Source organism: Sulfitobacter sp. LC.270.F.C4 (assembly GCF_032922545.1).
GTDB classification, from domain to species: Bacteria; Pseudomonadota; Alphaproteobacteria; order Rhodobacterales; family Rhodobacteraceae; genus Sulfitobacter; species Sulfitobacter profundi.
In genome coordinates this window covers 650,045-671,531 of the sequence record NZ_CP136692.1, presented here as the reverse complement: position 1 = coordinate 671,531, position 21,487 = coordinate 650,045, and the positions used below count along the sequence as shown (strand labels likewise).

The 21,487-nt window shown below is 62.7% G+C and carries 25 protein-coding genes; 15 read left to right on the top strand and 10 right to left on the bottom strand.

The genetic code is table 11. The annotated features are described in order from the left end of the window. Positions 1-9 precede the first annotated feature (9 nt). On the top strand, positions 10-603 hold the full coding sequence (locus R1T45_RS07110; RefSeq protein ID WP_067624420.1) for a glutathione S-transferase family protein: 594 nt from the start codon (positions 10-12) through the stop codon (positions 601-603). On the opposite strand, the gene R1T45_RS07105 is transcribed toward R1T45_RS07110, so the two are convergent. After that, positions 600-1,778: a TIGR03862 family flavoprotein gene (locus tag R1T45_RS07105; RefSeq protein WP_317390495.1), complete on the bottom strand. Its 1,179-nt coding sequence runs from the start codon at positions 1,776-1,778 to the stop codon at positions 600-602. The genes R1T45_RS07110 and R1T45_RS07105 overlap by 4 nt on opposite strands. 121 nt (positions 1,779-1,899) lie before the next feature. Between R1T45_RS07105 and R1T45_RS07100 the strand changes: the two genes are divergently transcribed. Then, entirely contained in the window at positions 1,900-2,205 is a 306-nt protein-coding gene (locus R1T45_RS07100; RefSeq protein WP_240791559.1) for an HNH endonuclease, read from the top strand. On the opposite strand, the gene R1T45_RS07095 is transcribed toward R1T45_RS07100, so the two are convergent. Next, positions 2,202-2,816: an enoyl-CoA hydratase/isomerase family protein gene (locus R1T45_RS07095; protein ID WP_132444111.1), complete on the bottom strand. Its 615-nt coding sequence runs from the start codon at positions 2,814-2,816 to the stop codon at positions 2,202-2,204. The two genes, R1T45_RS07100 and R1T45_RS07095, sit on opposite strands and share 4 nt — an antisense overlap. After that, positions 2,813-3,562, bottom strand: coding sequence for an SDR family oxidoreductase (locus tag R1T45_RS07090; protein WP_260011209.1), 750 nt, complete (start codon positions 3,560-3,562; stop codon positions 2,813-2,815). The genes R1T45_RS07095 and R1T45_RS07090 overlap by 4 nt, the downstream gene beginning before the upstream one ends. A 143-nt stretch (positions 3,563-3,705) precedes the next feature. Here R1T45_RS07090 and R1T45_RS07085 point away from each other — a divergent pair, with 143 nt between their 5' ends. From R1T45_RS07085 to lpxK, 6 genes are all read left to right on the top strand, one after another. Continuing rightward, positions 3,706-5,235 carry a DUF2125 domain-containing protein gene (locus tag R1T45_RS07085; protein ID WP_317390494.1) on the top strand — a complete coding sequence of 510 codons (1,530 nt, stop codon included), beginning with the start codon at positions 3,706-3,708 and terminating at the stop codon, positions 5,233-5,235. Positions 5,236-5,347: 112 nt separating this feature from the next. Further along, entirely contained in the window at positions 5,348-6,694 is a 1,347-nt protein-coding gene (locus tag R1T45_RS07080) for a TldD/PmbA family protein (RefSeq protein WP_317390493.1), read from the top strand. Next, the gene (locus R1T45_RS07075; protein ID WP_317390492.1) at positions 6,687-7,463 is read left to right on the top strand and encodes a 3'(2'),5'-bisphosphate nucleotidase CysQ; all 777 of its coding nucleotides are present in this window, start codon (positions 6,687-6,689) and stop codon (positions 7,461-7,463) included. Before R1T45_RS07080 ends, R1T45_RS07075 begins: the two co-directional genes overlap by 8 nt. 63 nt (positions 7,464-7,526) lie before the next feature. Continuing rightward, positions 7,527-7,769: a DUF4170 domain-containing protein gene (locus tag R1T45_RS07070; RefSeq protein WP_132444107.1), complete on the top strand. Its 243-nt coding sequence runs from the start codon at positions 7,527-7,529 to the stop codon at positions 7,767-7,769. 6 nt (positions 7,770-7,775) lie between these two features. Then, positions 7,776-9,020, top strand: coding sequence for a 3-deoxy-D-manno-octulosonic acid transferase (locus tag R1T45_RS07065; RefSeq protein ID WP_317390491.1), 1,245 nt, complete (start codon positions 7,776-7,778; stop codon positions 9,018-9,020). Further along, positions 9,007-9,993 carry a tetraacyldisaccharide 4'-kinase gene (gene lpxK, locus R1T45_RS07060; protein ID WP_317390490.1) on the top strand — a complete coding sequence of 329 codons (987 nt, stop codon included), beginning with the start codon at positions 9,007-9,009 and terminating at the stop codon, positions 9,991-9,993. Before R1T45_RS07065 ends, lpxK begins: the two co-directional genes overlap by 14 nt. Here the strand turns inward: lpxK and R1T45_RS07055 are convergent. The 3 genes from R1T45_RS07055 to R1T45_RS07045 are packed head-to-tail and all read right to left on the bottom strand — an operon-like array spanning position 9,990 to position 12,341. Next, a complete protein-coding gene (locus R1T45_RS07055; RefSeq protein WP_317390489.1) occupies positions 9,990-11,108 on the bottom strand; it encodes a CaiB/BaiF CoA-transferase family protein in 1,119 nt (372 codons plus the stop codon). The two genes, lpxK and R1T45_RS07055, sit on opposite strands and share 4 nt — an antisense overlap. Then, positions 11,108-11,794 (bottom strand): DsbA family protein, encoded by a 687-nt coding sequence (locus R1T45_RS07050; RefSeq protein ID WP_317390488.1) that lies wholly within the window; start codon positions 11,792-11,794, stop codon positions 11,108-11,110. Before R1T45_RS07050 ends, R1T45_RS07055 begins: the two co-directional genes overlap by 1 nt. Positions 11,795-11,831: 37 nt before the next feature. Next, positions 11,832-12,341 (bottom strand): DUF721 domain-containing protein, encoded by a 510-nt coding sequence (locus R1T45_RS07045; protein WP_132444104.1) that lies wholly within the window; start codon positions 12,339-12,341, stop codon positions 11,832-11,834. A gap of 82 nt (positions 12,342-12,423) precedes the next feature. Here R1T45_RS07045 and R1T45_RS07040 point away from each other — a divergent pair, with 82 nt between their 5' ends. From R1T45_RS07040 to R1T45_RS07030, 3 genes are all read left to right on the top strand, one after another. After that, positions 12,424-13,488, top strand: coding sequence for an A/G-specific adenine glycosylase (locus R1T45_RS07040; protein ID WP_317390487.1), 1,065 nt, complete (start codon positions 12,424-12,426; stop codon positions 13,486-13,488). Positions 13,489-13,554: 66 nt separating this feature from the next. Beyond that, on the top strand, positions 13,555-14,703 hold the full coding sequence (locus R1T45_RS07035; protein ID WP_120349990.1) for an alkane 1-monooxygenase: 1,149 nt from the start codon (positions 13,555-13,557) through the stop codon (positions 14,701-14,703). A gap of 68 nt (positions 14,704-14,771) precedes the next feature. Continuing rightward, positions 14,772-15,197: a response regulator gene (locus tag R1T45_RS07030; protein ID WP_120349989.1), complete on the top strand. Its 426-nt coding sequence runs from the start codon at positions 14,772-14,774 to the stop codon at positions 15,195-15,197. Between the two features lie 114 nt (positions 15,198-15,311). Here the strand turns inward: R1T45_RS07030 and R1T45_RS07025 are convergent, their stop codons facing one another. The 3 genes from R1T45_RS07025 to R1T45_RS07015 all read right to left on the bottom strand — a co-directional run bounded on the left by R1T45_RS07025 (position 15,312) and on the right by R1T45_RS07015 (position 17,838). Then, positions 15,312-16,412, bottom strand: coding sequence for a site-specific DNA-methyltransferase (locus R1T45_RS07025; RefSeq protein ID WP_067942027.1), 1,101 nt, complete (start codon positions 16,410-16,412; stop codon positions 15,312-15,314). 88 nt (positions 16,413-16,500) lie between these two features. Continuing rightward, a complete protein-coding gene (locus R1T45_RS07020) occupies positions 16,501-17,130 on the bottom strand; it encodes a ribonuclease HII (RefSeq protein ID WP_317390486.1) in 630 nt (209 codons plus the stop codon). Between the two features lie 126 nt (positions 17,131-17,256). Next, positions 17,257-17,838: a hypothetical protein gene (locus tag R1T45_RS07015; RefSeq protein ID WP_317390485.1), complete on the bottom strand. Its 582-nt coding sequence runs from the start codon at positions 17,836-17,838 to the stop codon at positions 17,257-17,259. Between the two features lie 216 nt (positions 17,839-18,054). Between R1T45_RS07015 and R1T45_RS07010 the strand changes: the two genes are divergently transcribed. The 3 genes from R1T45_RS07010 (at position 18,055) to R1T45_RS07000 (ending at position 20,170) form a co-directional block, all read left to right on the top strand. Further along, positions 18,055-18,363, top strand: coding sequence for a hypothetical protein (locus R1T45_RS07010; RefSeq protein ID WP_120349986.1), 309 nt, complete (start codon positions 18,055-18,057; stop codon positions 18,361-18,363). 1 nt (position 18,364) lies between these two features. Then, a complete protein-coding gene (locus R1T45_RS07005; RefSeq protein ID WP_082849503.1) occupies positions 18,365-19,039 on the top strand; it encodes a transcriptional regulator in 675 nt (224 codons plus the stop codon). 108 nt (positions 19,040-19,147) lie between these two features. Beyond that, on the top strand, positions 19,148-20,170 hold the full coding sequence (locus R1T45_RS07000; RefSeq protein WP_067623574.1) for an aspartate-semialdehyde dehydrogenase: 1,023 nt from the start codon (positions 19,148-19,150) through the stop codon (positions 20,168-20,170). An 80-nt stretch (positions 20,171-20,250) separates the two neighbouring features. Here the strand turns inward: R1T45_RS07000 and R1T45_RS06995 are convergent, their stop codons facing one another. After that, a complete protein-coding gene (locus tag R1T45_RS06995) occupies positions 20,251-20,901 on the bottom strand; it encodes a carbonic anhydrase (protein ID WP_067942032.1) in 651 nt (216 codons plus the stop codon). Between the two features lie 155 nt (positions 20,902-21,056). Between R1T45_RS06995 and R1T45_RS06990 the strand changes: the two genes are divergently transcribed. Next, positions 21,057-21,434, top strand: a complete 378-nt coding sequence (locus R1T45_RS06990) for a hypothetical protein (RefSeq protein ID WP_120349985.1) — start codon at positions 21,057-21,059, stop codon at positions 21,432-21,434. Positions 21,435-21,487 lie beyond the last annotated feature (53 nt).

The following is a 21,487-nucleotide window of genomic DNA, read 5'->3' as shown; positions in this document are numbered from 1 at the left end:
GGAAATTCAATGTATACTGTCATCGGCGGCACCAAATCCCGCGCTTTTCGCGTCATGTGGATGCTCGAAGAATTGGGCCAACCCTACGCGCTGAACCCCGCCGCGCCGCGCTCGGAAGAGGCGCGCAAATACAACCCTTCGGGCAAGATCCCCGCCCTTGTGGACGGCGATGAGGTACTGACCGATTCCCTCGCGATCATGACCTATCTGGCCGACAAGCACGGCGCGCTGACCGCCCCTGCAGGCACGCCCGAACGCGCGCGGCAGGACGCATTGACCTTTTGGCTGATCGACGAGTTCGACGCGATCCTCTGGGCGGCGGCAAAACACAGTTTCATTTTCCCCGAAGAAGCGCGCGTGCCCGCGATCAAAGACAGCCTCAAGGCCGAGTTCGAACGTGCGGCCAAAAACCTGTCTGACCGCCTGGAGGGGCCGTTTCTGATGGGCGATCAGATCACCGTCCCCGACCTGCTGGCGGTGCATTGCATCAACTGGTCCATCGGCGCGAAATTCCCGCGTGTGGATGATAAGCTGAACCTCTGGGCGAAATCCCTGCGCGAACGCCCCGCTTTCGTCGCGGCGATGGCCAAAGAAAACGGTTAACGCCGCGCCCATTCCACGGCATGGCGGCCCGCCCAATGGCCGGTCGCCAGACAACCGTTGATCAGATAGCCGCCCGTGGGCGCTTCCCAATCCAGCATTTCCCCGGCGGCAAAGACGCCCGGCACCTCGCGCAGCATCAGCCCCGCATCCAGCGCGTCGAGCGCTATCCCCCCCGCCGTCGAAATCGCCTCATCCATCGGACGCAGCCCGGCGTGGGCGATGGGCAGGTCTTTCAGCAAGGCGGCCAGCGCCTCGGCCTCCTGCGGCAGCGGGCGCGCCATCTCTTGCAGCAGCGCGATCTGGGCGGGGGTCAGTTTCAGCCGCTTGCGCAGATGGTTGGCCTGACTGTCCTTGTCGCGCGGCTTCGCCAAACGTGCCGCGACATCGCGGGCCTGCAAGTCCGGCAGCAGATCAAGCGACAGCCCCTGCCCTTCGCGCAGCCCGCGCGAGACGCTGTAAATGCCCCCGCCCTCCAGCCCACGGGCCGAGATCACCGCCTCCCCACGTGAGGTGTAGGGGCCAGCGCGCCATGCCACACCCTTGAGCGCCGCGCCGAAATGTCGGGTCATATGCGGCGACCAATCGACCAGCAGCCCGACGTTGGCCGGGGCGAAATCGCGCAGGGCCACGCCGCGCTCGGCCAGCAGGGGCGCCCATGCCCCCGTCGCGCCAAGCCGCCGCCAACTTGCACCGCCAAGGGCCAGTACCGTCACATCGGCCTCGACCACTTCCCGCCCGCCGGGCGTATCGAAAACAAAGGCATCCCCGTCCCAGCCCTGCCACTGCCAGCGGGTGTTGATCGTCACCCCGCATTCCGCCAGCCGCGCAAGCCAAGCCCGCAGCAGCGGAGAGGCTTTCATCGCACGGGGGAAAACCCGCCCCGTCGAGCCGGTAAAGACCTCTTGCCCCAATCCTTCGGCCCAGTCCTGCACCGCTTGGGTATCGAAGGCTTCCAGCATCGGGCGCAAGGCGGTCTGCGCCTCTTCATAGGCGGCGAGAAAGGGCGCGAACGGTTCGGACTTGGTCAGGTTCAACCCGGATTTGCCCGCCATCAAGAACTTGCGCCCGACCGAGGGCTTCGCCTCGCAAAGCGTGACCGACAGCCCCGCCTTTGCCATGGCCTCGGCCGCCATCAGCCCTGCGGGGCCGCCCCCGATGACCAAGGCGCGGGTCACGCGGCGCGCCCTTCGGTCTGATTTTCTGACGGGGAAGCCATCGGCCTGTCCTTGCCTTGGGGAGGATTTGACACATCCTCTTGCCTGCCGTGGCCCTGCAATGCAAGCGAAAGGGAGGACCGTGACCGAAGGCGAGGACTTGCCAGATTGCCCGCTCTGCCACCGGCCCATTCCTCGGGATGTGCCACAGAGCCTGCATCATCTCATCCCCAAGCTGCGCGGCGGCAAGGGGGGGCCGACGGTGCTGATGCACCACATTTGCCACCGCGAGGTGCACGCCGCTCTTACCGAGACTGAGTTGGCGCGGCACTACAACACGCCTGAAGCGCTGCGTGGCCATCCGAGGCTGGCCAAATTCGCCGCATGGGTGGCGAAACGCCCGCCCGGTTTTCGTTCCAAAGTGCCGGGTGGCACGCGCAAGCGTTAGGCGGGGCTGCACATCCGTTTGATTTCCTGCGCGATTTCGGGCCGCGCAGCCAGCGTATCGGCGGCCAGCGCCAGCGCGTGATCCTGCAGTTCTTCCGCCTCGACAAGGCGGTCGATCAGGCCAAAGGTCAGCGCCTCCTCCGCCGTGATCTTCTGCCCGCCCATCAGCAAAAGCTTGGTCCGCGCAGGGCCGATCAGCGCCGCCATCCGCGCCGGGTCCGAGGGCTGCGGCAGAAACCCGAGCTTCATCACCGGATAGAAGAATTTCGCCCCCGGCACCGCGATGCGCAGATCGCAGGCCAGCGCCATGCCCATCGCACCGCCTGCGAGCGTGCCGTTGAGCGCGGCAATGCTCAGCCCCGGCAGCGCCGCCACCGCGCCCGACAGACGCTCCCAAACATCCGATTTCGCCAGTCCCGCGCGGGCTTCGTCAAGATCGGCCCCCGCGCTGAACACCTTGCCGCGACCGGTCAGGATCACCGCGCGGGCGGCCTGTGCCTCCTCCATGATATCGGCGAGTTCGACCAGCATGGCATGGGTCAGGGAATTGGCCTTGTCGGGGCGGTTGATCGTGACGGTCCAGATGTCGCCCGCGCGGTCAAGCTCGATCATATGAGGCCCACCGCCTTGCGGATGCCCTCATCCCGCAGGGAAATCTCATCGCCGAGGAAACGATCCGCCTCGGGGCCGCACATCCACAGCAGCGTGCGCGCGGGCCAATCGGCGGGGATATGCACGTCCCAGTCAAGCTGGCTGACCGGGTTCACGCCGCTGTCTTTGATGTCGCGCTGCATGTCGGTGGCCACGGTGCCCGGCGACAGACCGATGGCGCGGATGCCGTTGCCGCCCTCCTCGTGGTGCAAACACTGGGTCAGCATATTCGCCGCCGCCTTGGAGGCGCAGTAGTGGCTCCATGCCTCCACCGGGTTGTGCGCGGCCCCCGAAGAGATCGTCAGCACCGTGCCGCCGCCGTTTTCCTTCATCAGTGGCAGAGCCGCGCGCATGCCGTGAAAGACGCCAGTCACGTTGATGTTGATCGCCTTGGCCCAATCCGACGGATCGGCCTCTGCCATGAGCGAGATCGGATCGATCACGCCTGCATTGTTGATCAGCACATCCAGCCCGCCAAACGCCCGGCGCGTTGTCTCAACCGCAGAGGTCATCTCGTTATAGCGGGTCACATCGCAGGGGATGGCGATGGCGCGATTGCCCAACTCTCCGGCCAATTCGGCGATGGCATCCTGACTGCGCGCCAACAGGGCGACATTGGCGCCTGCCTCGGCGAAAACCCGCGCGGCGGCGGCGCCGATGCCCCGGCTGGCACCGGTAATCATGATCGTCTTGCCTGTCATGTCCATGGGGTGATCCTTCCGCTAATTTTGTACATTACTTGGAGGCTGTGGTAATCTGCCGATCAACCCGGGTCCAGCCTCGCGTCGCTTGACCCTGCGCGGGGATTGGCAGACCCTATGCACAACTCATTGCCGAAAAGGAATTTCCGATGTCTCGCATCCCCACAGCGTCGCTGCTTCTCGCCCTGCCGGTCACGCTGGCCTCGACGCCCCTCTGGGCCGACCTGACCCCTGCCGAAGTCTGGGGCGATTGGCGCCAGTATATGCAGAGCATGGGCTATCAGGTTGAGGCGAGCGAAGCCTTTGACGGCGCGGACCTAACCGTCAGCGATGTGACCCTGAAGATGGACATGGCCGAAGAGGGTGGCGATTTTTCCCTGTCGCTCGGCACGCTGCGTTTCGAGCCGGAAGGTGACGGCGCGGTCAATATCCGCATGCCCAATGTCATGCCGATGACGATCAACGTCGCGCCCGAAACGCCCGAGGATGAACCGGTGTCGATGGTGTTGAACTACGCCCAGACCGCCCCGGTGATGCGCGCCAGCGGCAGCGCTGAGGCGCTGCAGTATGACTATGCCGCCGACAGCATCTCGCTCACGCTTGCGGGGCTCAAGGTCGGCGAAGAAAGCTATACCGAAGAAGAAGCCAAGTTCACCCTGACCGGCAGCGGCGTCAGCAGCCGGACCGAAATGACCGGGACCGATACGCGCCGCTACGACCAGTCGGGCCGCATCGACAGCCTGCAATATGACGTGGTGATGAAAACCCCCGAAGACCCTGCCCGTGTCGCCGTGAAGGGCGGCGTGGATCAGGTGGTCTTTGACGGCAGCGGCACGCTGCCGATGATCGACGCAGGCGCCGACGTGGCCGCGATGATGCGCGAAGGTCTGACCTTTGACGGCAGCTTTACCGCTGGCGCAGGCCGCACCGACATGCAAGTCTCTGACCCCGAAAATGGAGAGTTTCAGCTGGCCTCAAGCTCAACCGGGGCGAAGCTGGGCGTGGCGATGGGGCCCGAAGGGCTCTCCTATGACGGTGGCCAGCAGAACATCGAAGTCAGCGTCACCGCCGCCGACATGCCCTTCCCGATCCAGTTCAGCATGGCGGAAAGTGCGTTTAATCTGAAAATGCCGGTGATGAAGTCCGAAGAGCCGCAGGACTTTGCCTTTGGCGTCAAGCTCGACAGCTTCAAGATGTCGGACATGATCTGGGGCATCTTTGACCCCACCGGCCAATTGCCTCGCGACCCGGCAACTTTGGTCGTGGACCTGTCGGGCAAGGCCAAGTTGCTGTTTGAACTGATGGACCCCGAAGTCACCGCCACCATGGGCGATGAGGCACCGGGCGAAATTCACGAATTGAACGTAAACGAAGTCACGCTTGACGTAGCAGGGGCCGAGTTCGATGCCACGGGGGCGATCACCTTTGACAACGAAGACATGCAAACCGTGCCCGGCATGCCAAAGCCCGTCGGCGCGCTGGACCTGTCGTTGATCGGCGGCGTGGCCTTGCTCGACAAATTGGTGACCATGGGGCTGATCCCACAGGAGCAGGCACTGGGCGCGCGGATGATGATGGGGCTCTTTACCGTCCCGGGCGAAGGCGAAGATTCCCTGACCTCCAGAATCGAGTTCACCGAAGAGGGCGGCATCCTCGCCAACGGTCAGCAGATCAAATAACAACCGACGCGGCCTTGGTCCGCGCCCTTTCCGCGTGGGAAAATACAGCGCGGCCCTTGCCCCTCTCGGGGCGGGGGATTACCCCTTTTCCAACCCCAAAAGGAGCCAGACCATGCCAGACGCCCTTGATGCATTGACCAAGTCCCTCCTTCAGGCGGCCACCAAGGCCGGTGCGGATGCGGCCGATGCCATGGCGATCACGGCAAGCTCCGTCTCAATCGAAGTGCGCGGCGGGGCGCTGGAACAGGCCGAACGCTCTGAAGGAACGGACATCGGGCTGCGGGTTTTTGTCGGGCAACGCTCGGCCAATGTCTCGGCCTCCGATACCTCCGCGCGCACGATTGAAGAGATGGCCGAACGCGCCGTCGCCATGGCCCGCGAAGCACCCGAAGACCCCTATGCGGGGCTGGCCGATCCCGCTCAACTCTCTGCCCGCCGCGATGCGGAAGGGCTAGAGCTTTGCGACCCCGCGCCAGAGCCTTCCCCCGAAGCCCTGCAAGATGACGCTGCCCGCGCCGAAGCCGCCGCGCTGGCCGTCAAAGGGGTGAGCCAAGTGCAATCCGCAGGCGCTGGCTATGGCGCACAGAAAATCCATCTCGCGGCGACCAACGGGTTTGAGGGCGGCTATGCCCGCAGTGAACGCGGGCTGTCCTGCGTTGCCATTGCGGGCAGCGGCACGGGGATGGAGCGGGACTACGACGGCGACAGCCGCATCTTTCAGGCCGACCTGCGCGACGCGCAAGAGATCGGCACCCGCGCGGGCGAACGCGCGCTGGCGCGGCTCGATGCCCGCAAGCCGCCCACCGGCAGCTATCCGGTGCTGTTTGACGAACGCATCGCCGCGTCGCTGATCGGGCATCTGCTGGGCGCGATCAACGGTCAGGCGATTTCGCGCGGGGCGTCCTTCCTGCGCGATGAGATGGGTGAACAGGTGCTGCCCGAAGGTTTGTCCCTGATCGAAGACCCGTCCCGCATCCGTGCCACCGGCTCACGTCCTTTCGATGCCGAAGGGTTGCCGACCCAGCAACGCGCCATCGTTGAAAAAGGCATCCTGCAAGGCTGGACCCTCGACCTTGCCACGGCCCGCAAGCTGGAGCTTACCCCCACCGGCAACGCCGCGCGGGGCCCCGGCTCTGGCCCGCAGCCGTCGAACTGGAACATCGCGCTGACCCAAGGTGAGGCCAGCCGCGACGATCTGATCGCTGAGATGGGCACCGGGCTTTTGGTGACCTCGATGATCGGCAGCACGATCAACCCCAATACGGGCGACTATTCGCGCGGAGCTTCGGGCCTTTGGGTCGAGAATGGTGAGATCACCCATGCAATCAACGAATGCACCATCGCGGGCAATCTGCGCGAGATGCTGCGGGCGATGATCCCCGCCAATGATGCCCGCAGACATCTCAGCCGTGTTGTGCCCTCTCTGCTGGTACCGGGAATGACCCTTGCCGGTGCCTGAGGACGACCTCTCCCTTTTGATCGACGCCGCCCTTAAGGCAGGTGCGGTTGCGCGCGGCTTTGTCGGGGCCACGGCCAAACGCTGGGACAAGCCCGACAACGCAGGCCCGGTGACCGAGGCCGATCTGGCGGTGAACGATCTGTTGCTCGCGGAACTGCGCGGCGCACGGCCCGGCTATGGCTGGCTCTCTGAGGAGACTGAGGACAATACCGACCGACTGGGGCATGAACGGGTCTTTATCATCGATCCGATCGACGGCACCCGCAGCTTTGTCGAAGGTTCCGACACATGGGCGCATTCGCTGGCGGTGGCCGAGGCGGGTGAGGTTACGGCGGCGGTGGTCTACTTGCCGATGCGCGACATGCTCTACGCTGCCAGCCGGGGCGGTGGGGCGACGCTGAACGGCACGCCGATCCGCACCTCAGAGATCGGCGATCTGGCCGACGCGACCGTCCTCGCCGCGCGGCCCGCGCTGGTGGCAGAACGCTGGCACGGCGGCGCACCGCCTGTGTTCAAACGCAGCTACCGTCCCTCGCTCGCATACCGCATGGCACTGGTGGCGGATGCATCGTTTGACGCGATGATCACCCTGCGCCGCACGTGGGAATGGGACATCGCCGCAGGCACGTTGATCGTGGCCGAGGCGGGCGGCACCTGTACAACCGCCACTGGCGCGCCGCTCAGGTTCAACAACCCCGACCCGCGCGTGGATGGCATCGTTGCGGGTGGCCCTATGGTGCAGCGCGCGCTGATCGACGCCCTTGCGTGACCGGCCCCATCTGCTAGGCACTATGCGCAGCACCGCAGCTTTGACAGATCAAAGGACAGCTCCATGACCCAACGCCTGCACCTTGTTTTCGGTGGCGAACTTGTCGACCCGACCAAGAACGCTTTCAAGAACGTCGACGACATCCATATCGTCGGGATCTTCCCCAACTACGCCAGCGCCTATGACGCATGGAAATCCGAAGCGCACCGAACCGTGGATAACGCCCATATGCGCTATTTCATCGCGCATCTGCACCGCCTGCGCGACGAAGAGACCTCGGCCTCGCCCACCGAAGAGCTGGAATAAACCACCATGGCGGCGCGGTCGCTGGGGCTTGCAGCCTATCGCGCCCTTGTGCGCCGGGGCGGGGCCGAAGACGCAGCGCCCCATGCCGCGCGCCCCGAGGGTGAGCTGGTTTGGATGCATGCCGCCGAGGCGGGCAATGTCTTGGCCGTGCTCGACCTTGCCAAACGTCTGATGGCGATGCGCGACCGCGTCGCGGTGCTGGTGACCCTTTCGGAGAGCGCGGCCACCCAAGACCTCCCGCCGACCGACACCCGCGATCTTTTCATCCTTCCCGCCCCCAGTGAACATCCCGAGAATGTGGCGCGGTTCCTTGACCATTGGCGCCCCGGCTTTTGCCTGTGGACATGGGGTGGGCTGAGGCCCAATCTGGTGTTGGAAACCGCGGCGCGCGGCTGCCCGATGATGATGATCGACGCCGACAGCGCTGGTTTCGATGGTCGCCGGGACCGCTGGATGCCCGATGTGACCCGACAGTTGTTGTCCGCCTTCGATCAGGTGCTCACCCGCTCTCCGGCCGTGCTGCGCCGTCTGGTGCAACTGGGCCTGCCGCGCAGCAAGGGAGAGGTGACTTCGCCACTGCTGACGGGCGGCCAAGCGCTGCGCTGCGCGGAAACGGATCTGGCGGATATGTCGGCCTGCCTTGTCGGTCGCCCGGTCTGGTATGCGACACAAATCCTGCCCGAAGAGATACCCGTCGTGCTGACCGCTCACCGCCAAGCGCTGCGTCTGTCGCACCGGTTGCTGCTGATCCTGCACACCCATGACTACCCTACCGCCGATATCGCCTATGAACGCGCCCGCGCGCGGGGATTCACCGCGATGCGGTGGGGGGATGATCCCTACCCCGATGAAACCACTCAAGTCATGGTGGCCGATGACCCCGGCGACCGGGGGCTGTTTTTCCGCGTCGCACCCGTGTCGTTCCTTGGCTCTTCGCTGGTGTCGGGCCATGGCGGCTGCGATCCCTTCGAGGCGTCAGCGCTTGGGTCTGCCGTGCTCTATGGTCCCAAGGTGCGGAACTTTCTGCCGTCCTACGGGCGGCTTGCCACGGCGGGGGCGGCGCGGATCGTCAACGATGCGGGTGCGCTTGGCAATGCGGTCTCGCGGTTGATCGCACCGGATCAGGCGGCGACCATGGCCCACGCGGGCTGGGACGTGATCAGCGAGGGGGCCGAACTGGCCGACAGGGTGATCGAATTGATCCAAGACAGCCTCGACGACCATGCGGGAGCCTCAAATGCGCGCGCCTGATTTCTGGCATCAGCCCCGACCCGATTGGCGTGCACGGTTGCTGCAGCCACTGGGCGCGCTTTATGCCGCTGCCACCGCGCGGCGGCTGGCCAGCGGCACGCCGCTGCGCTTGGATATCCCGGTGATCTGCGTCGGCAATATCAACGCGGGCGGCACCGGCAAGACGCCCACGGTGATGGCGGTGCTGCAATATCTGCTAGAGCGCGGCCATCGCCCGCATGTCGTCTCACGCGGCTATGGCGGCACGCTGGAGGGGCCGGTGCGGGTCGACCCCGTACAGCACAGCGCCGATGAGGTGGGGGACGAGCCGCTGCTGCTCGCCGCCTTTGCCGATGTCTGGGTCGCCCGGGATCGCGCGGCGGGGGCGCAGGCCGCCGAAGCGGCGGGGGCCACGGTGGTGGTGCTGGATGACGGTTTTCAGAACCCCGCGCTGGTGCAGGTTCTGAGCATCGTGGTGGTGGACGCGGTCAAAGGTTTCGGCAACGGCCTGTGCCTGCCTGCCGGGCCGTTGCGTGAGCCTGTCGCGGCGGGGCTGGCGCGGGCTGACTTACTGTTGTCGATTGGGGCTGACGCAGCGCAGGCAGCTTTTGCAGCAAGGCTACCGAACACCGATCTGCCCCATGCACGCGCCGAACTCGCGCCCCTGCAGACTGGGATGGATTGGTCGGATTCCCAAGTGCTCGCCTTTGCAGGCATCGGCCACCCTGAGAAGTTTTTCGCCACGCTGCGCGGGCTGGGGGCCACGATCCTCCATGCCGAAGCGCTAGAGGATCATCAGCCGCTGACGCCACGGCTGATGTTGAGGCTAGAGACCGAAGCCGCGATGCGCGGCGCGCAGCTTGTCACCACCGAGAAAGACGCCGTGCGCCTGCCGATGGAGTTCCGCGCCAAGGTGCTGACCCTGCCGGTGCGCCTGTCCCTGCCCGAAGGCAATGCGCTGCACGCCGCGCTGGACAGGCTGCCACCGCCCTAGGCCTTGTTGTCTTCGCCCAATTTCGGTGCGGGCCGGTGCAACGAAAGCTCAGCCCCCGAAAAGGTAAAGGGCGAGCGCAGCCCCGGCACGCCATCAAGCTCAATCTGCATGCCCCGCGCCACGACCTGCGGATCGGCCATGACATCGGACATATCGTTGATCGGCCCAGCAGGCACGCCATGCGCCTCACAGGCGGCGAGCAGGTCATCGCGGCTGCGCAGACGGGTCGCCCCGGTCAGGCGGCGGATCATCTCGGGCCGGTTGGCGACCCGGTCGGCGTTCTTGAGGTATTCCGGCGCGGTGGCCATGTCATCCAGCCCCAGCAATTGACACAGGCGCTGATATTGCCCGTCATTGCCCGTGGCGATGATGAGATGCCCATCGGAACATTCAAACACCTCGTAGGGCGTCAGGTTCGGATGCGCATTGCCCATCCGTGTCGGTGCCTTGCCGGTGGTGAGGTAGTTCATCGCCTGATTGCCAGTGATCGCCACGGCACAATCCAAAAGCGCCATGTCGATATGTTGCCCCACGCCGGTTTGGTGACGCTGGTGCACGGCGGCCAAAATCGCGGTGCTGGCATAGACCCCGGTGAAGATATCGGTGATTGCCATGCCGGATTTCTGCGGCTGGCCGTCCGGTTCGCCAGTGATCGACATCAGGCCCGACATGCCTTGGATGATGAAATCATAGCCCGCGCGATGCGCATAAGGCCCGGTGTGACCGAAACCCGTAATCGAGCAATAGATCAGCTTGGGGAACTGCGCAGACAGGCTGGCATAATCCAACCCGTATTTCGCCAATCCGCCAGTCTTGAAATTCTCAATCAGGATATCCGCGTCGGCCAAAAGTTCCTTGACCTGCGCCTGACCTTCCTCGGTCCGGAAATCCACGGTGACAGAGGCTTTGCCCCGGTTCGTCGAGTGGAAATAGGAAGCGGTCACATCCTCGTCACGGGTCACAAAGGGCGGGCCCCATTGGCGGGTATCATCCCCCGCCGGGCTTTCCACCTTGATCACCTCACATCCGAGGTCCGAGAGTGTCTGACCGGCCCAAGGGCCGGCCAGAACACGCGCCAATTCGACGACTTTCAGTCCTGCAAGCGGGGCGGTCATTAGCCCGCCAGCGCGTCGTCGAGGAGTTCTTTCATGTCGGCATAGGACATGTTCGAGTGTTTCTTGCCGTCGATGACGAAGCTCGGCGTGCTAGAGATATCATCCTCTTTGGAGTTCTCGGTGTACCATGCCACCAGCGCCTCGGCTTTGGCGCCGTCTTTCAGGCATTCGTCCAACGTCTCGTTATCAAGGCCAGCCAGACGGCCAATCTTGCGCAGCTCGTCGACGATGGCCGCAGGCTCGCCCGCGCGGGTCCACTCACTTTGCGATTTGTAGATCAGGTCAGCGATGCCAAAGAATTTCTCTTGCCCGCCGCAGCGCGCCACCATGGAGGCCCAGAGGCCGTAGCGGTCGAAATAGACTTCGCGGTAGATGAATTTCACTTTGCCGCTGTCGATGTAATCAGCCTTCAGCTTTTTGAAGGTGTCGTTGTGGAAGGTCGCACAATGCGGGCAGGTGAAGGAGGCGTATTCGATCATCGTGACCGGCGCGTTTTCGTCGCCCATGGCCATCTCGGTGATGCCGGAGGTATCCACATCGCCCTCGGTCGTTTGCGCGTTCGCAGCACCAACAAAGGGGGTCAGCGCGGTGCTGCCAAGGGGGGAAGAGCCGAAGCTGCTTGCGGCAAACCAGCCACCGACGCCGAGTGTGGCGAGACCGCCAAGGATTACGTTTCTGCGATTCATGAGATGTTCCTTTGTCTGTTACGTCAGCTTTAGGTGGTCAGCTTTGGTTCTTGTTCAATATGTTCTCGCCCAGACGTGCAAGGGCTTCGCGCAGCCCTTCGTCGGCCACGGGCTGAGCGGCTTCGGCTGCTTTGCGTTGCAATGCAGGGCTCGGAGCGGCCTTTTCGGCCTTGGGCTTATGGTCAAACGCCACCTGCCCTTCGGCAAAGCCGGTCGCCGCCGTCTGGGTGATGCGCACCCGCGCGATCGCGTTATAGCCATAGACCGCGTTGACCCGCGCGCGCAGTTGCTCTTTTTGCATCTCCAGCATGGGCGCATTGGCCCCGGTGGTCAGCAGGGTCAGCGTGGCACCGATGCCTTCCTTGCGGCCATAGCTGACCTCAACCGGGCGCGAGATGGCGGCAGTTGCTTCGCCTGCGATCTCGGTCCAATGGGTCAGCAGCCGCGATTGCGCGAAGCCACGGGTCTCGCTCGCCTTGCGAATCTGCTGCGAGAGCAGGCTGTCGGTGCGTTTGAACCCTTTTGTAGTCGTACGACGTGGCGGCATGGCTTTGTTTCCCGAATGTGCTGACATACATAACCATTTGCCCCAGCGTCACCAGCCCCTGCCCTGTGGAAAGGCTTAAACATTGCGTGAGAATACATCCGTCAGCAAGCTGCCGCCGATCCTGCTGGAATGGTACGACACCCACGCCCGCGCCCTGCCGTGGCGGGTGCCGCCGCACGACCGGATGGCAGGTGTCACGCCCGATCCCTACCGCATCTGGCTGAGCGAGGTCATGTTGCAGCAGACCACCGTGGCCACGGTGAAGGACTATTTCGCGCGGTTCACCGCCCGCTGGCCGGATGTGGCGGCCCTTGCTGCGGCTGAAGATGCCGATGTGATGGCCGAATGGGCGGGGCTTGGCTATTACGCCCGCGCCCGCAACCTGTTGAAATGCGCGCGTGTGGTGGTGGCGGACCATGGCGGCAGCTTCCCTGCGGATCATGATGCGTTGCTGAAACTGCCGGGAATCGGGCCCTATACGGCAGCGGCGATTTCTTCCATCGCATTCGATCTGCCCCATGCGGTGCTCGACGGCAATGTCGAGCGGGTGATGGCGCGGGTCTATGACATCCACACGCCGCTGCCCGCTGCGAAGCCCGAGTTGATGGCGCGGGCCGTCGCGCTGACCCCGCAGGACCGGCCCGGAGACTATGCCCAGGCCGTGATGGATCTGGGCGCTACAATCTGCACGCCAAAGTCCCCCGCCTGCGGCATCTGCCCGTGGCGCGAGCCCTGCGTCGCGCGGGCAGAAGGCACAGCGGCGCTCTTGCCCAAGAAGATACCGAAAAAGCCGAAACCCATCCGGCACGGCACCGTCTATCTGGCGCAGCGCGAGGATGGCGCGTGGCTGCTCGAGACACGGCCCGACAAAGGGCTGCTTGGCGGGATGCTTGGTTGGCCCGGTTCTGATTGGATCGATACGGCAGAGCCGCGCCCCGAAGGCACGCCGCCGCTGGCCGCCGATTGGCAGCCCCTGCCCGGCGAGGTACGCCATACCTTTACCCATTTTCACCTGATGTTGACCGTGCAGCACGCGCGTGTCAGCCATGATACCGCGCCGCAAAACGGTGAATTCATCGGCCAAAACCAGTTCAGCCCCAGCGATCTGCCCACCGTGATGCGCAAGGCTTTTGATCTGACCCGCTAGCGCCGCGTCAGGCTTTGTACCCCCGGCGATCTGCGGTATATCTGGCGCACAACAATGAGGTGCCCCATGCCGAACCGCATCATCGCCCCACAAGACCTTGCCCGCCTCAGTCGCGCCCTGCCGTTTTGGCTGTCGCTGCTGCTGATCCCGCTGGCGTGGTTTTGTGCCCTGCAAGGCGGCTGGACCATCGCGCTGCTGCCGCTGGTGACGTGGTATCTCTTTTCCCTGCTCGACGCGGTGCTGGGGCTGAACCTCGACAACGCTGATCTGGAGGCGACGGAGGATGATCTCTATTGGTATCGCCTCGTCACGTTAATCTGGGCCCCGCTGCAATTTCTCACTGTCTTTGGGCTGATCTACTATGCCACGCGGGCCGAGCATCTGGACACGGCGGAGCGGATATTCCTGTTCTTTGGCGTTGGCGTGATTACCGGCACCATCGGCATCAACTATAGCCATGAGTTGATGCACCAGCGGAATAAGACCGAACGCCTCTTGGCGGACAGCTTGCTGGCGATGGTGCTCTATTCTCACTTCCGGTCGGAACATCTGCTGGTGCACCACCGCCATGTCGGCACCCCGCGTGACACGGTGACGGCGCGCTATAACGAAGGGTTCCACCGCTTCTATCCCCGCGTGCTGCGCGAGTCGCTGACCTCGGCCTTTCATGCGGAAAAAAACATGCTGGCGCGCAAGGGGCTGCCTTGGACCGATCCGGGCAATCCGTTTTTCAAATACTGGGCGCTACAGGCCGCCTTTTTGCTGCTGGCGCTGGTCTTGGGCGGGTGGAGCGGTCTGGGCCTGTTCCTTGTCCAAGCCGGGGTCGCGATCTGGCAGTTGGAGCTGGTCAATTACATTGAACACTACGGGCTGACGCGCAAACATCTGGGTGGGGCCAAATACGAACATGTCCAGCCGCGCCATTCTTGGAACGCGGCGCATAAAGCGTCGAACTGGCTGTTGATCAACCTGCAACGCCATTCCGATCACCACTACAAACCCGATCGGCGTTTCCCGGTCTTGCAAACCTATGGTACGGGCGACGCGCCGCAGCTGCCCTATGGCTATCCGGTGATGACGATGGCCGCGATGGTCCCCCCGCTGTGGCGGCGCATCATGAACCCGCGCGTGCGCAAATGGCGCGAGATGTACTACCCTGAGATCACCGACTGGAAAGCCTACAACAAAGCCAGCAATCCCCTGCCCCGTCTCTGAGCGCGGCAACGCAAAGTTAAACTTTGCCTGTCACATAGGCTGCGATTGTTACCAGTGGAGTGGTATTGATGCAGCAACAGCAAGCGCCCTCGGGGGCGGCGTATGATGGCACCTGTCTGATCGTCGAGGACAGTGAGTTTGACAGAGAGAGGCTGCGCCGCGTTCTGGCCCGCGCCTATGGCGGGATGCGGGTGGAGTTCGCCCCCAGCATCGACGCCGCGCGCAAGGCGCTAAGCGCGGGGGACAAGGCGCTGATCCTGCTCGACAACAACCTGCCCGACGGGTTGGGTGCGAATTTCGCGCTGGAACTGGCCTGCGACGACCGCCATGCACAGACGCCGGTGATTATGGTCAGCGATTGGCCCTCCCCCGGCATGTGGGAAAAAGCCGCCTCTGCCGGGGTGCTCTACGTGGTGAATAAATCCGATTTCGATGCCCGCTATATTGACGCCGTGCTGCGTGAGTTTCAGGCCCGCAAGCGGTGGGTGAATTAGGCCGATCCAACAAAAAAACCCCGCCGTGGGGCGGGGTCAAGGTAGGCACCCGTGTGGCTGCCCCTCACGCAGAGGGGCCACGGGTGCTGGCGGTGTTCGATTGTTCGGAGTAGATCAGTTGGCCATCTCGGCCCTGATCTGCTGACGCAGAATGTCGATGGGGACATTCTTGCCGTCTTTCTTGTAGCACCAATAGGTCCAGCCGTTGCAGCTTGGCGCTTTCTCATAGGCCGCGCCCACCTGATGGATCGACCCTTTGACATCGCTGCCAATGAGGGTGCCATCGGCACGGACCTTGGCCTTATGGCGGCCATTCATGGAATAGAGGTTCTCACCCGGGCGCAGCATGCCGCGCTCGACCAACTGGCCGAAGGGCACGCGCGGCTCGGCACGTTTGGAGGTGGTGGTTTGCAGCGCTTCGTTGTCGAACTTGCGCACCATCGAGATGCGTTTCTCGGCCACCTTGCGGTAAGCTTCCTCGCGCTCGATGCCGATAAAATCACGGCCCAGCATCTTGGCGACAGCGCCGGTGGTGCCGGTGCCAAAGAACGGATCAAGAATCACATCGCCGGGGTTGGTCGAACCAACGAGGATGCGGTGCAGCAGGCTTTCGGGCTTTTGCGTCGGATGCGCCTTGTCGCCTGCTTCGTCCTTCAGACGCTCATGGCCGGTGCAGATCGGCAGCACCCAATCGCTACGCATCTGAATGCCTTCGTTCAGCGCCTTCAGCGCTTCGTAATTAAAGGTGTATTTGCTGTTCTCGCTCTTGCCTGCCCAGATCATCGTCTCATGGGCATTGGTAAAGCGCTTGCCGCGGAAGTTCGGCATCGGGTTGGACTTGCGCCAAACCACATCATTGAGGATCCAGAAACCTTGATCCTGCAACGCTGCACCAACGCGGAAGATGTTGTGATAGCTGCCGATCACCCAGATCGCGCCATCGGGTTTCAGCAAACGCCGTGCGGCTTTGAGCCAAGCGCGGGTAAAATCGTCATAGGCCTTAAAGCTGGCGAATTGGTCCCATTCGTCATCAACTGCATCGACCTTGGAGTTGTCCGGGCGATGCAAATCACCTCGCAACTGCAAGTTGTAGGGCGGATCCGCGAAGATCAGATCCACCGACTCTGCTGGAAGGGCGTTCATTGCCTCAATGCAATCGCCCGCAACAATAGTGTTCAAGGGAAGCGCCGCAGCGCCCTTTGTCATCGTTTTCATATCTCTGCCTCATTACCCGGCGCTTAAGCGCTCATTGGTTGTGGATAAAATGGGCCATCAGAGATTCGTGGTCAATTTCTTTTTTGAATCAATCAGTTAACAAATTAGCTTGATACAAGATATTGTGTATAGGTTTGAACAAACGTCTATGGTGTGGGGTAACACCAAGATCCCGCAGGGCAGCCATGTGGCTTTTCGATCCGTAGCCCATATTGGTTTCCCAGCCATAGCCGGGATGCTGTTGCGCCAAATCCACCATGAGGTTATCGCGCACGGTTTTGGCTACGATGGAAGCCGCCGAAATGGACAGGCAGCGCGCGTCCCCCTTCACCACAGGTTGCGCCGGAAGGCTCAGATCGCGCGGGAGCATATTGCCATCGATCAATGCGTAATCCGCCGCGCAGTCCAATCCGGCAAGCGCACGGGTCATCGCCAGATGGCTGGCACGCAAGATGTTGTGTTCTTCGATCTCTTCGACGGTGGCATGGGCCACGCAAACCACGGCCACCGACATGATCTCATCATAGAGCCGTTCACGGGCGCGGGCGGTCAGCTTTTTGGAATCGTTCAGCCCCTCGGGGATCTGCCCTTCGGTAAAGACCACGGCGGCGGCGGTGACCGGCCCGGCAAGCGGGCCACGGCCCACTTCGTCCACCCCGGCGATGGTGCGAAAGCCGCGGGCAGCCGCGCCGCGTTCAAATTCAAAGTCAGGTATCATAGGGCGAGGTGAAACCGCATGCGCCGAAAAGGTGCAACAAAAAAAGAGAAAGGGGAGGCGCCCGAACACCCCCCCTTTCAACACCCGAGCGACAGGGACGTGCCGCTCGGTCAAGGCACGCCGGATTTACCGACGGGCCAAGCTGTAACCCGAGTCGCGCAGGCAGCGGGCATCATAGCCGTAGCGTGCGCCGTCCGCCGTCTTCACGCGCTTGGCGCAGTAGTTGGGCAGTCGGTCGACTTGGGAATAATTCTTTTCAAGGCAGGGCTCGCCAAACATCATCACCTTGCCGTCTTCGCCGTCATAGCTGCGGAAGCACTGCTGCGGCAGCAGCTTGCGGTCCACCCGCTCTGGCAGGGGGCGCACTTCGCGCTCGGGGTAGGTGGCGCGGTCGCGCTCTGGGTAGGTCCGGGCGCTGCGGTGCGGCTCGGGGCGCGGATCGATATAGGGGCGCTGGTGCGGCCGCTTGGAAACCGTGGGGTAATAGCGCGGCGCCTCATAGACGGGGGCGGCACGGCGGCGGGTGACCGTCTCGCGCTCGTTGCGCTCTTTGTTGTTGTCGTAGATCATCTTGCCCACGATCGCGACGCCCGCAATCGCGGCGAGGGTGCGCAACACTTCCTTTTCATCGGCGGCGGCAGGGCGGGCACCAAAAGCGGTGATGGCAACCGCTGCGGCGGCGATGGTAGCAATGAACTTGCGGTACATGGGTCTGGTCCCTTCTCGTTTATCGGCGCGTTGCTGCGCCCTTGATCGTATGCGGTCATAACTCGGGGACCGCGTATCGGTTCGTGTGTCTGTTGGTGCCACCAAATTGGGGTGAGGGCCAAAGACAGGCAATAACAGGGGGGCGTTATCCAATAACAAGGCGCCCAAAACGCCTTGGTTATTGAATAACAGCGGGCGAAAGCGCATTAAAAACATATGAAAAACCCATGTCTCTCAAACCCATGTCTCTCCTTGCTGACCGCGCTGGCGGTCATACTGGCCCTGCCCGCTGCGGCAACGGCTGGATGCTTTGCCGATTACAAGGCCAAGCAAGACAATCCGCTGCGCCTCCATTACGGGGTGGCGCAGATTTCCGGGGCCTGTGAGCCAGCCTCCGCCGAAACCGAACTCACGCCGCGTCTTGCAGCGGAGGGCTGGACATTGTTGAATGTGCTGTCTGTCTTCGGTGACGAAGGCTTGGATCAAAGGAAAGACAGTGCAGGAACATTCTACCTCCGCTTCTGACATGCGCAGATTTGGCGGGCGTTTCGTGATCGGTGGCATCGCCGCCGTGGTCGCCGTGCTTTTGGTCGGGGCGCTTGTCCTGCTTTGGGCGCTGCCGGATGCGAACGTCTTTAACGCTCGGGTCGAGCGGATCTTTATCGAGAATGACGATCTGACCACCCAAGCCGAGATCAAGCTTCTCGAAATCCTCGCCCAGTCCGGCACCGCCTTTTCTGAGACTTTGGCCAGTTACCGCATCGTGATCGTCGTGCTGCTGGTCTTTGCCAGCGCCATGCTGGTCGCGGCGATGGTGTTTTTGTTCATGCTGGTCGGCTTTAACCGCCGCATGGCGCAGATCGAGCGGACCGGCATTCAGGTGAATTCCCTGCTGATCAGCCGCGAAGAGAATACCGTTTACCTTAACAACCTCGGTTTCAAACTGACCGCAGCGGCGATGGAGACGATGTCTGTCTTGGCCGAAGCGCGGATGGACGATGACGTGCTGTCAGGGTCCGAGATCGAAGGCATGATATCGGGCCGCAACGCCGCCGACTGTGATGAGGCCGCCGGGGCCACGCGGATCAAGCGTTTGCGCGACACCTTGGGCAATCAATTGGTGTCAGAACTGCTGGTCAAAAACATCGCCCGGCGTGGCTATATGCTGGCGATCAACAAGGACGTCATCAAGGTTCTTTAACCCCGGCAGAGCGGCGCTCTGCCCGGTCTGCGCGCGGCTGGCCCTAGCCAATGCCCCGCAGGCACGTTAAATGGCGTCAAATTTAATTGGACAGACTGGAGTAATCAGATGGGTTATCGCGTCGCCGTCGTCGGTGCCACAGGCAATGTGGGCCGTGAAATGTTGAACATCCTCGCGGAGCGTCAGTTCCCCGTGGACGAGATCGTGGCTCTGGCCAGCCGCCGCTCGCTGGGTTCGGAAATCAGCTTTGGGGACAAGACCCTCAAGACCAAAGACCTCGACACTTTCGACTTCACTGGCTGGGACATGGCGCTTTTTGCCGTGGGCTCGGAAGCGACTAAGAAATACGCCCCTGCCGCTGCCAAGGCGGGCTGCGTGGTGATCGATAACTCCTCGCTTTACCGTTATGACCAAGACGTGCCGCTGATCGTGCCCGAGGTGAACCCGCAGGACGTGCACGGTTATTCCAAGAAAAACATCATCGCCAACCCCAACTGCTCGACCGCGCAGATGGTCGTGGCGCTGAAGCCGCTGCACGACCGCGCCAAGATCAAGCGCGTCGTCGTCTCGACTTACCAGTCGGTTTCCGGCGCGGGCAAGGAAGGCATTGATGAGCTTTGGGATCAGACCAAGAGCATCTACAACCCGACCGATGACAAGCCCGCCAGCAAGTTCACCAAGCAGATCGCCTTCAACGTGATTCCGCATATCGACGTCTTCCTCGAAGACGGTTCGACCAAGGAAGAATGGAAGATGGTCGCCGAGACCAAAAAGATCGTCGACCCGTCGATCAAAGTCACCGCGACCTGCGTGCGCGTGCCGGTCTTCGTGGGCCATGCGGAATCGATCAACATCGAATTCGAAGACCACCTCGACGAAGCCGAAGCGCGCGACATCCTGCGCGAAGCGCCGGGTCTCATGGTGATCGACAAGCGCGAAGACGGCGGCTACGTCACGCCGGTGGAATGTGTGGGTGACTTCGCCACCTTCATCAGCCGCATCCGCCAGGACAGCACCATCGACAACGGCATCAACCTGTGGTGCGTCAGCGACAACCTGCGCAAGGGTGCCGCCCTGAACGCCGTTCAAATCGCCGAACTGCTGGGCCGCGAAGTGCTGAAAAAGGGCTGAGGTTCAGTCGCAGTTCTGGAATAAGAAAGGGGGCCAAACGGCCCCCTTTTTCGTCTCTGTCTCATGCGTCTGCGATGGGCTCAAACCGGCTCGAAGGTCTGCGCCTTGGCGTCGTAATATTCCAAGCTTCCCTCGCCGATGTCGGTCCACAGGCCGTGCAAGCTCAGCGTGCCATCTTCGACCTTTTCTTTGATCCACGGGAAGGTCATCAGGTTCTCAAGCGAGGTCATCACCGCCTGACGCTCCAGCAAAAGCTGCTGCTCTGCCGGGTCTTCGACCTTTTCAACCGTCTCGTATTTCGGGCGCAGCAGGTCCATCCAGCGGCCCACGAAACTGTCTTGGTTCTCAAGCTCGGGCGCGTTGCCTTTGCACATCTGGATGCAGCCCGCGACGCCGCCGCAGCTGGAATGGCCCAGCACGATCAGATGCGCGACCTTCAACGCGTTGACGGCATATTCCACCGCCGCCGAAGTACCGTGCTGTTTGCCATCCGGCTCATAGGGCGGGACGAGGTTGGCGATATTGCGGTGGATGAAGAACTCGCCCTGATCGGCCCCGAAGATCGAGGTCACATGCACGCGGCTGTCGCAGCAAGAGATCACCATCGCGCGCGGGCGTTGCCCCTCGGCGGCCAATCGGCGGTACCAAGTTTGGTTCTCGGCATAGCCGGTCGCCTTCCACCCTTGATAGCGTTGCAACAGATACGACGGCAGAGCCTTGGCCTTGTCCATGTGTAAACGTCCCTTAATGCGTGATGTGGTTTTAGCGCAGATAGCGCAAATGCCATACGAATTCGAGAGAAAAGGCACAGCCATCGCAACCCTTTGCACACCTTCCCGCGCCATATTGTCTCAAGGCCGTGGGGGCTGATTGAAGGATGATACCAATGCAACTTATGCAAATACGCCCGACTGAGCAGGTCTATGTCGATCAAGAGCGGCTTGGCCTGCTCTACACGCAACTCGGGGAGGTGGGCGCCGAAGATGTCGTCTGCCGCGCGATGGAGGAATTGGCCCTGCGCCTGTCGCATTGCAAAAAGCTGCACAAGGACCAAGACCGCGCCGGGCTGCGCAAAAGCGTGCACCGCCTGATCGCCATTGCAGAGCAGGTCGGCATGGCGCTGGTCGCACGGGTGGCGGCGGATGTGGTGATCTGTATCGACGCGGGGGATGACACCGCGACCGCCGCCACCCTGTCGCGGTTGATCCGCAGCGGGGAACGGTCGCTCACCGCGATATGGGACTTGCCCGACATCACGATCTGACCGCTTGCGGGTGGCGATGGAAAAGGTAGGCTGCGCGCAAATCCAGATTTGCA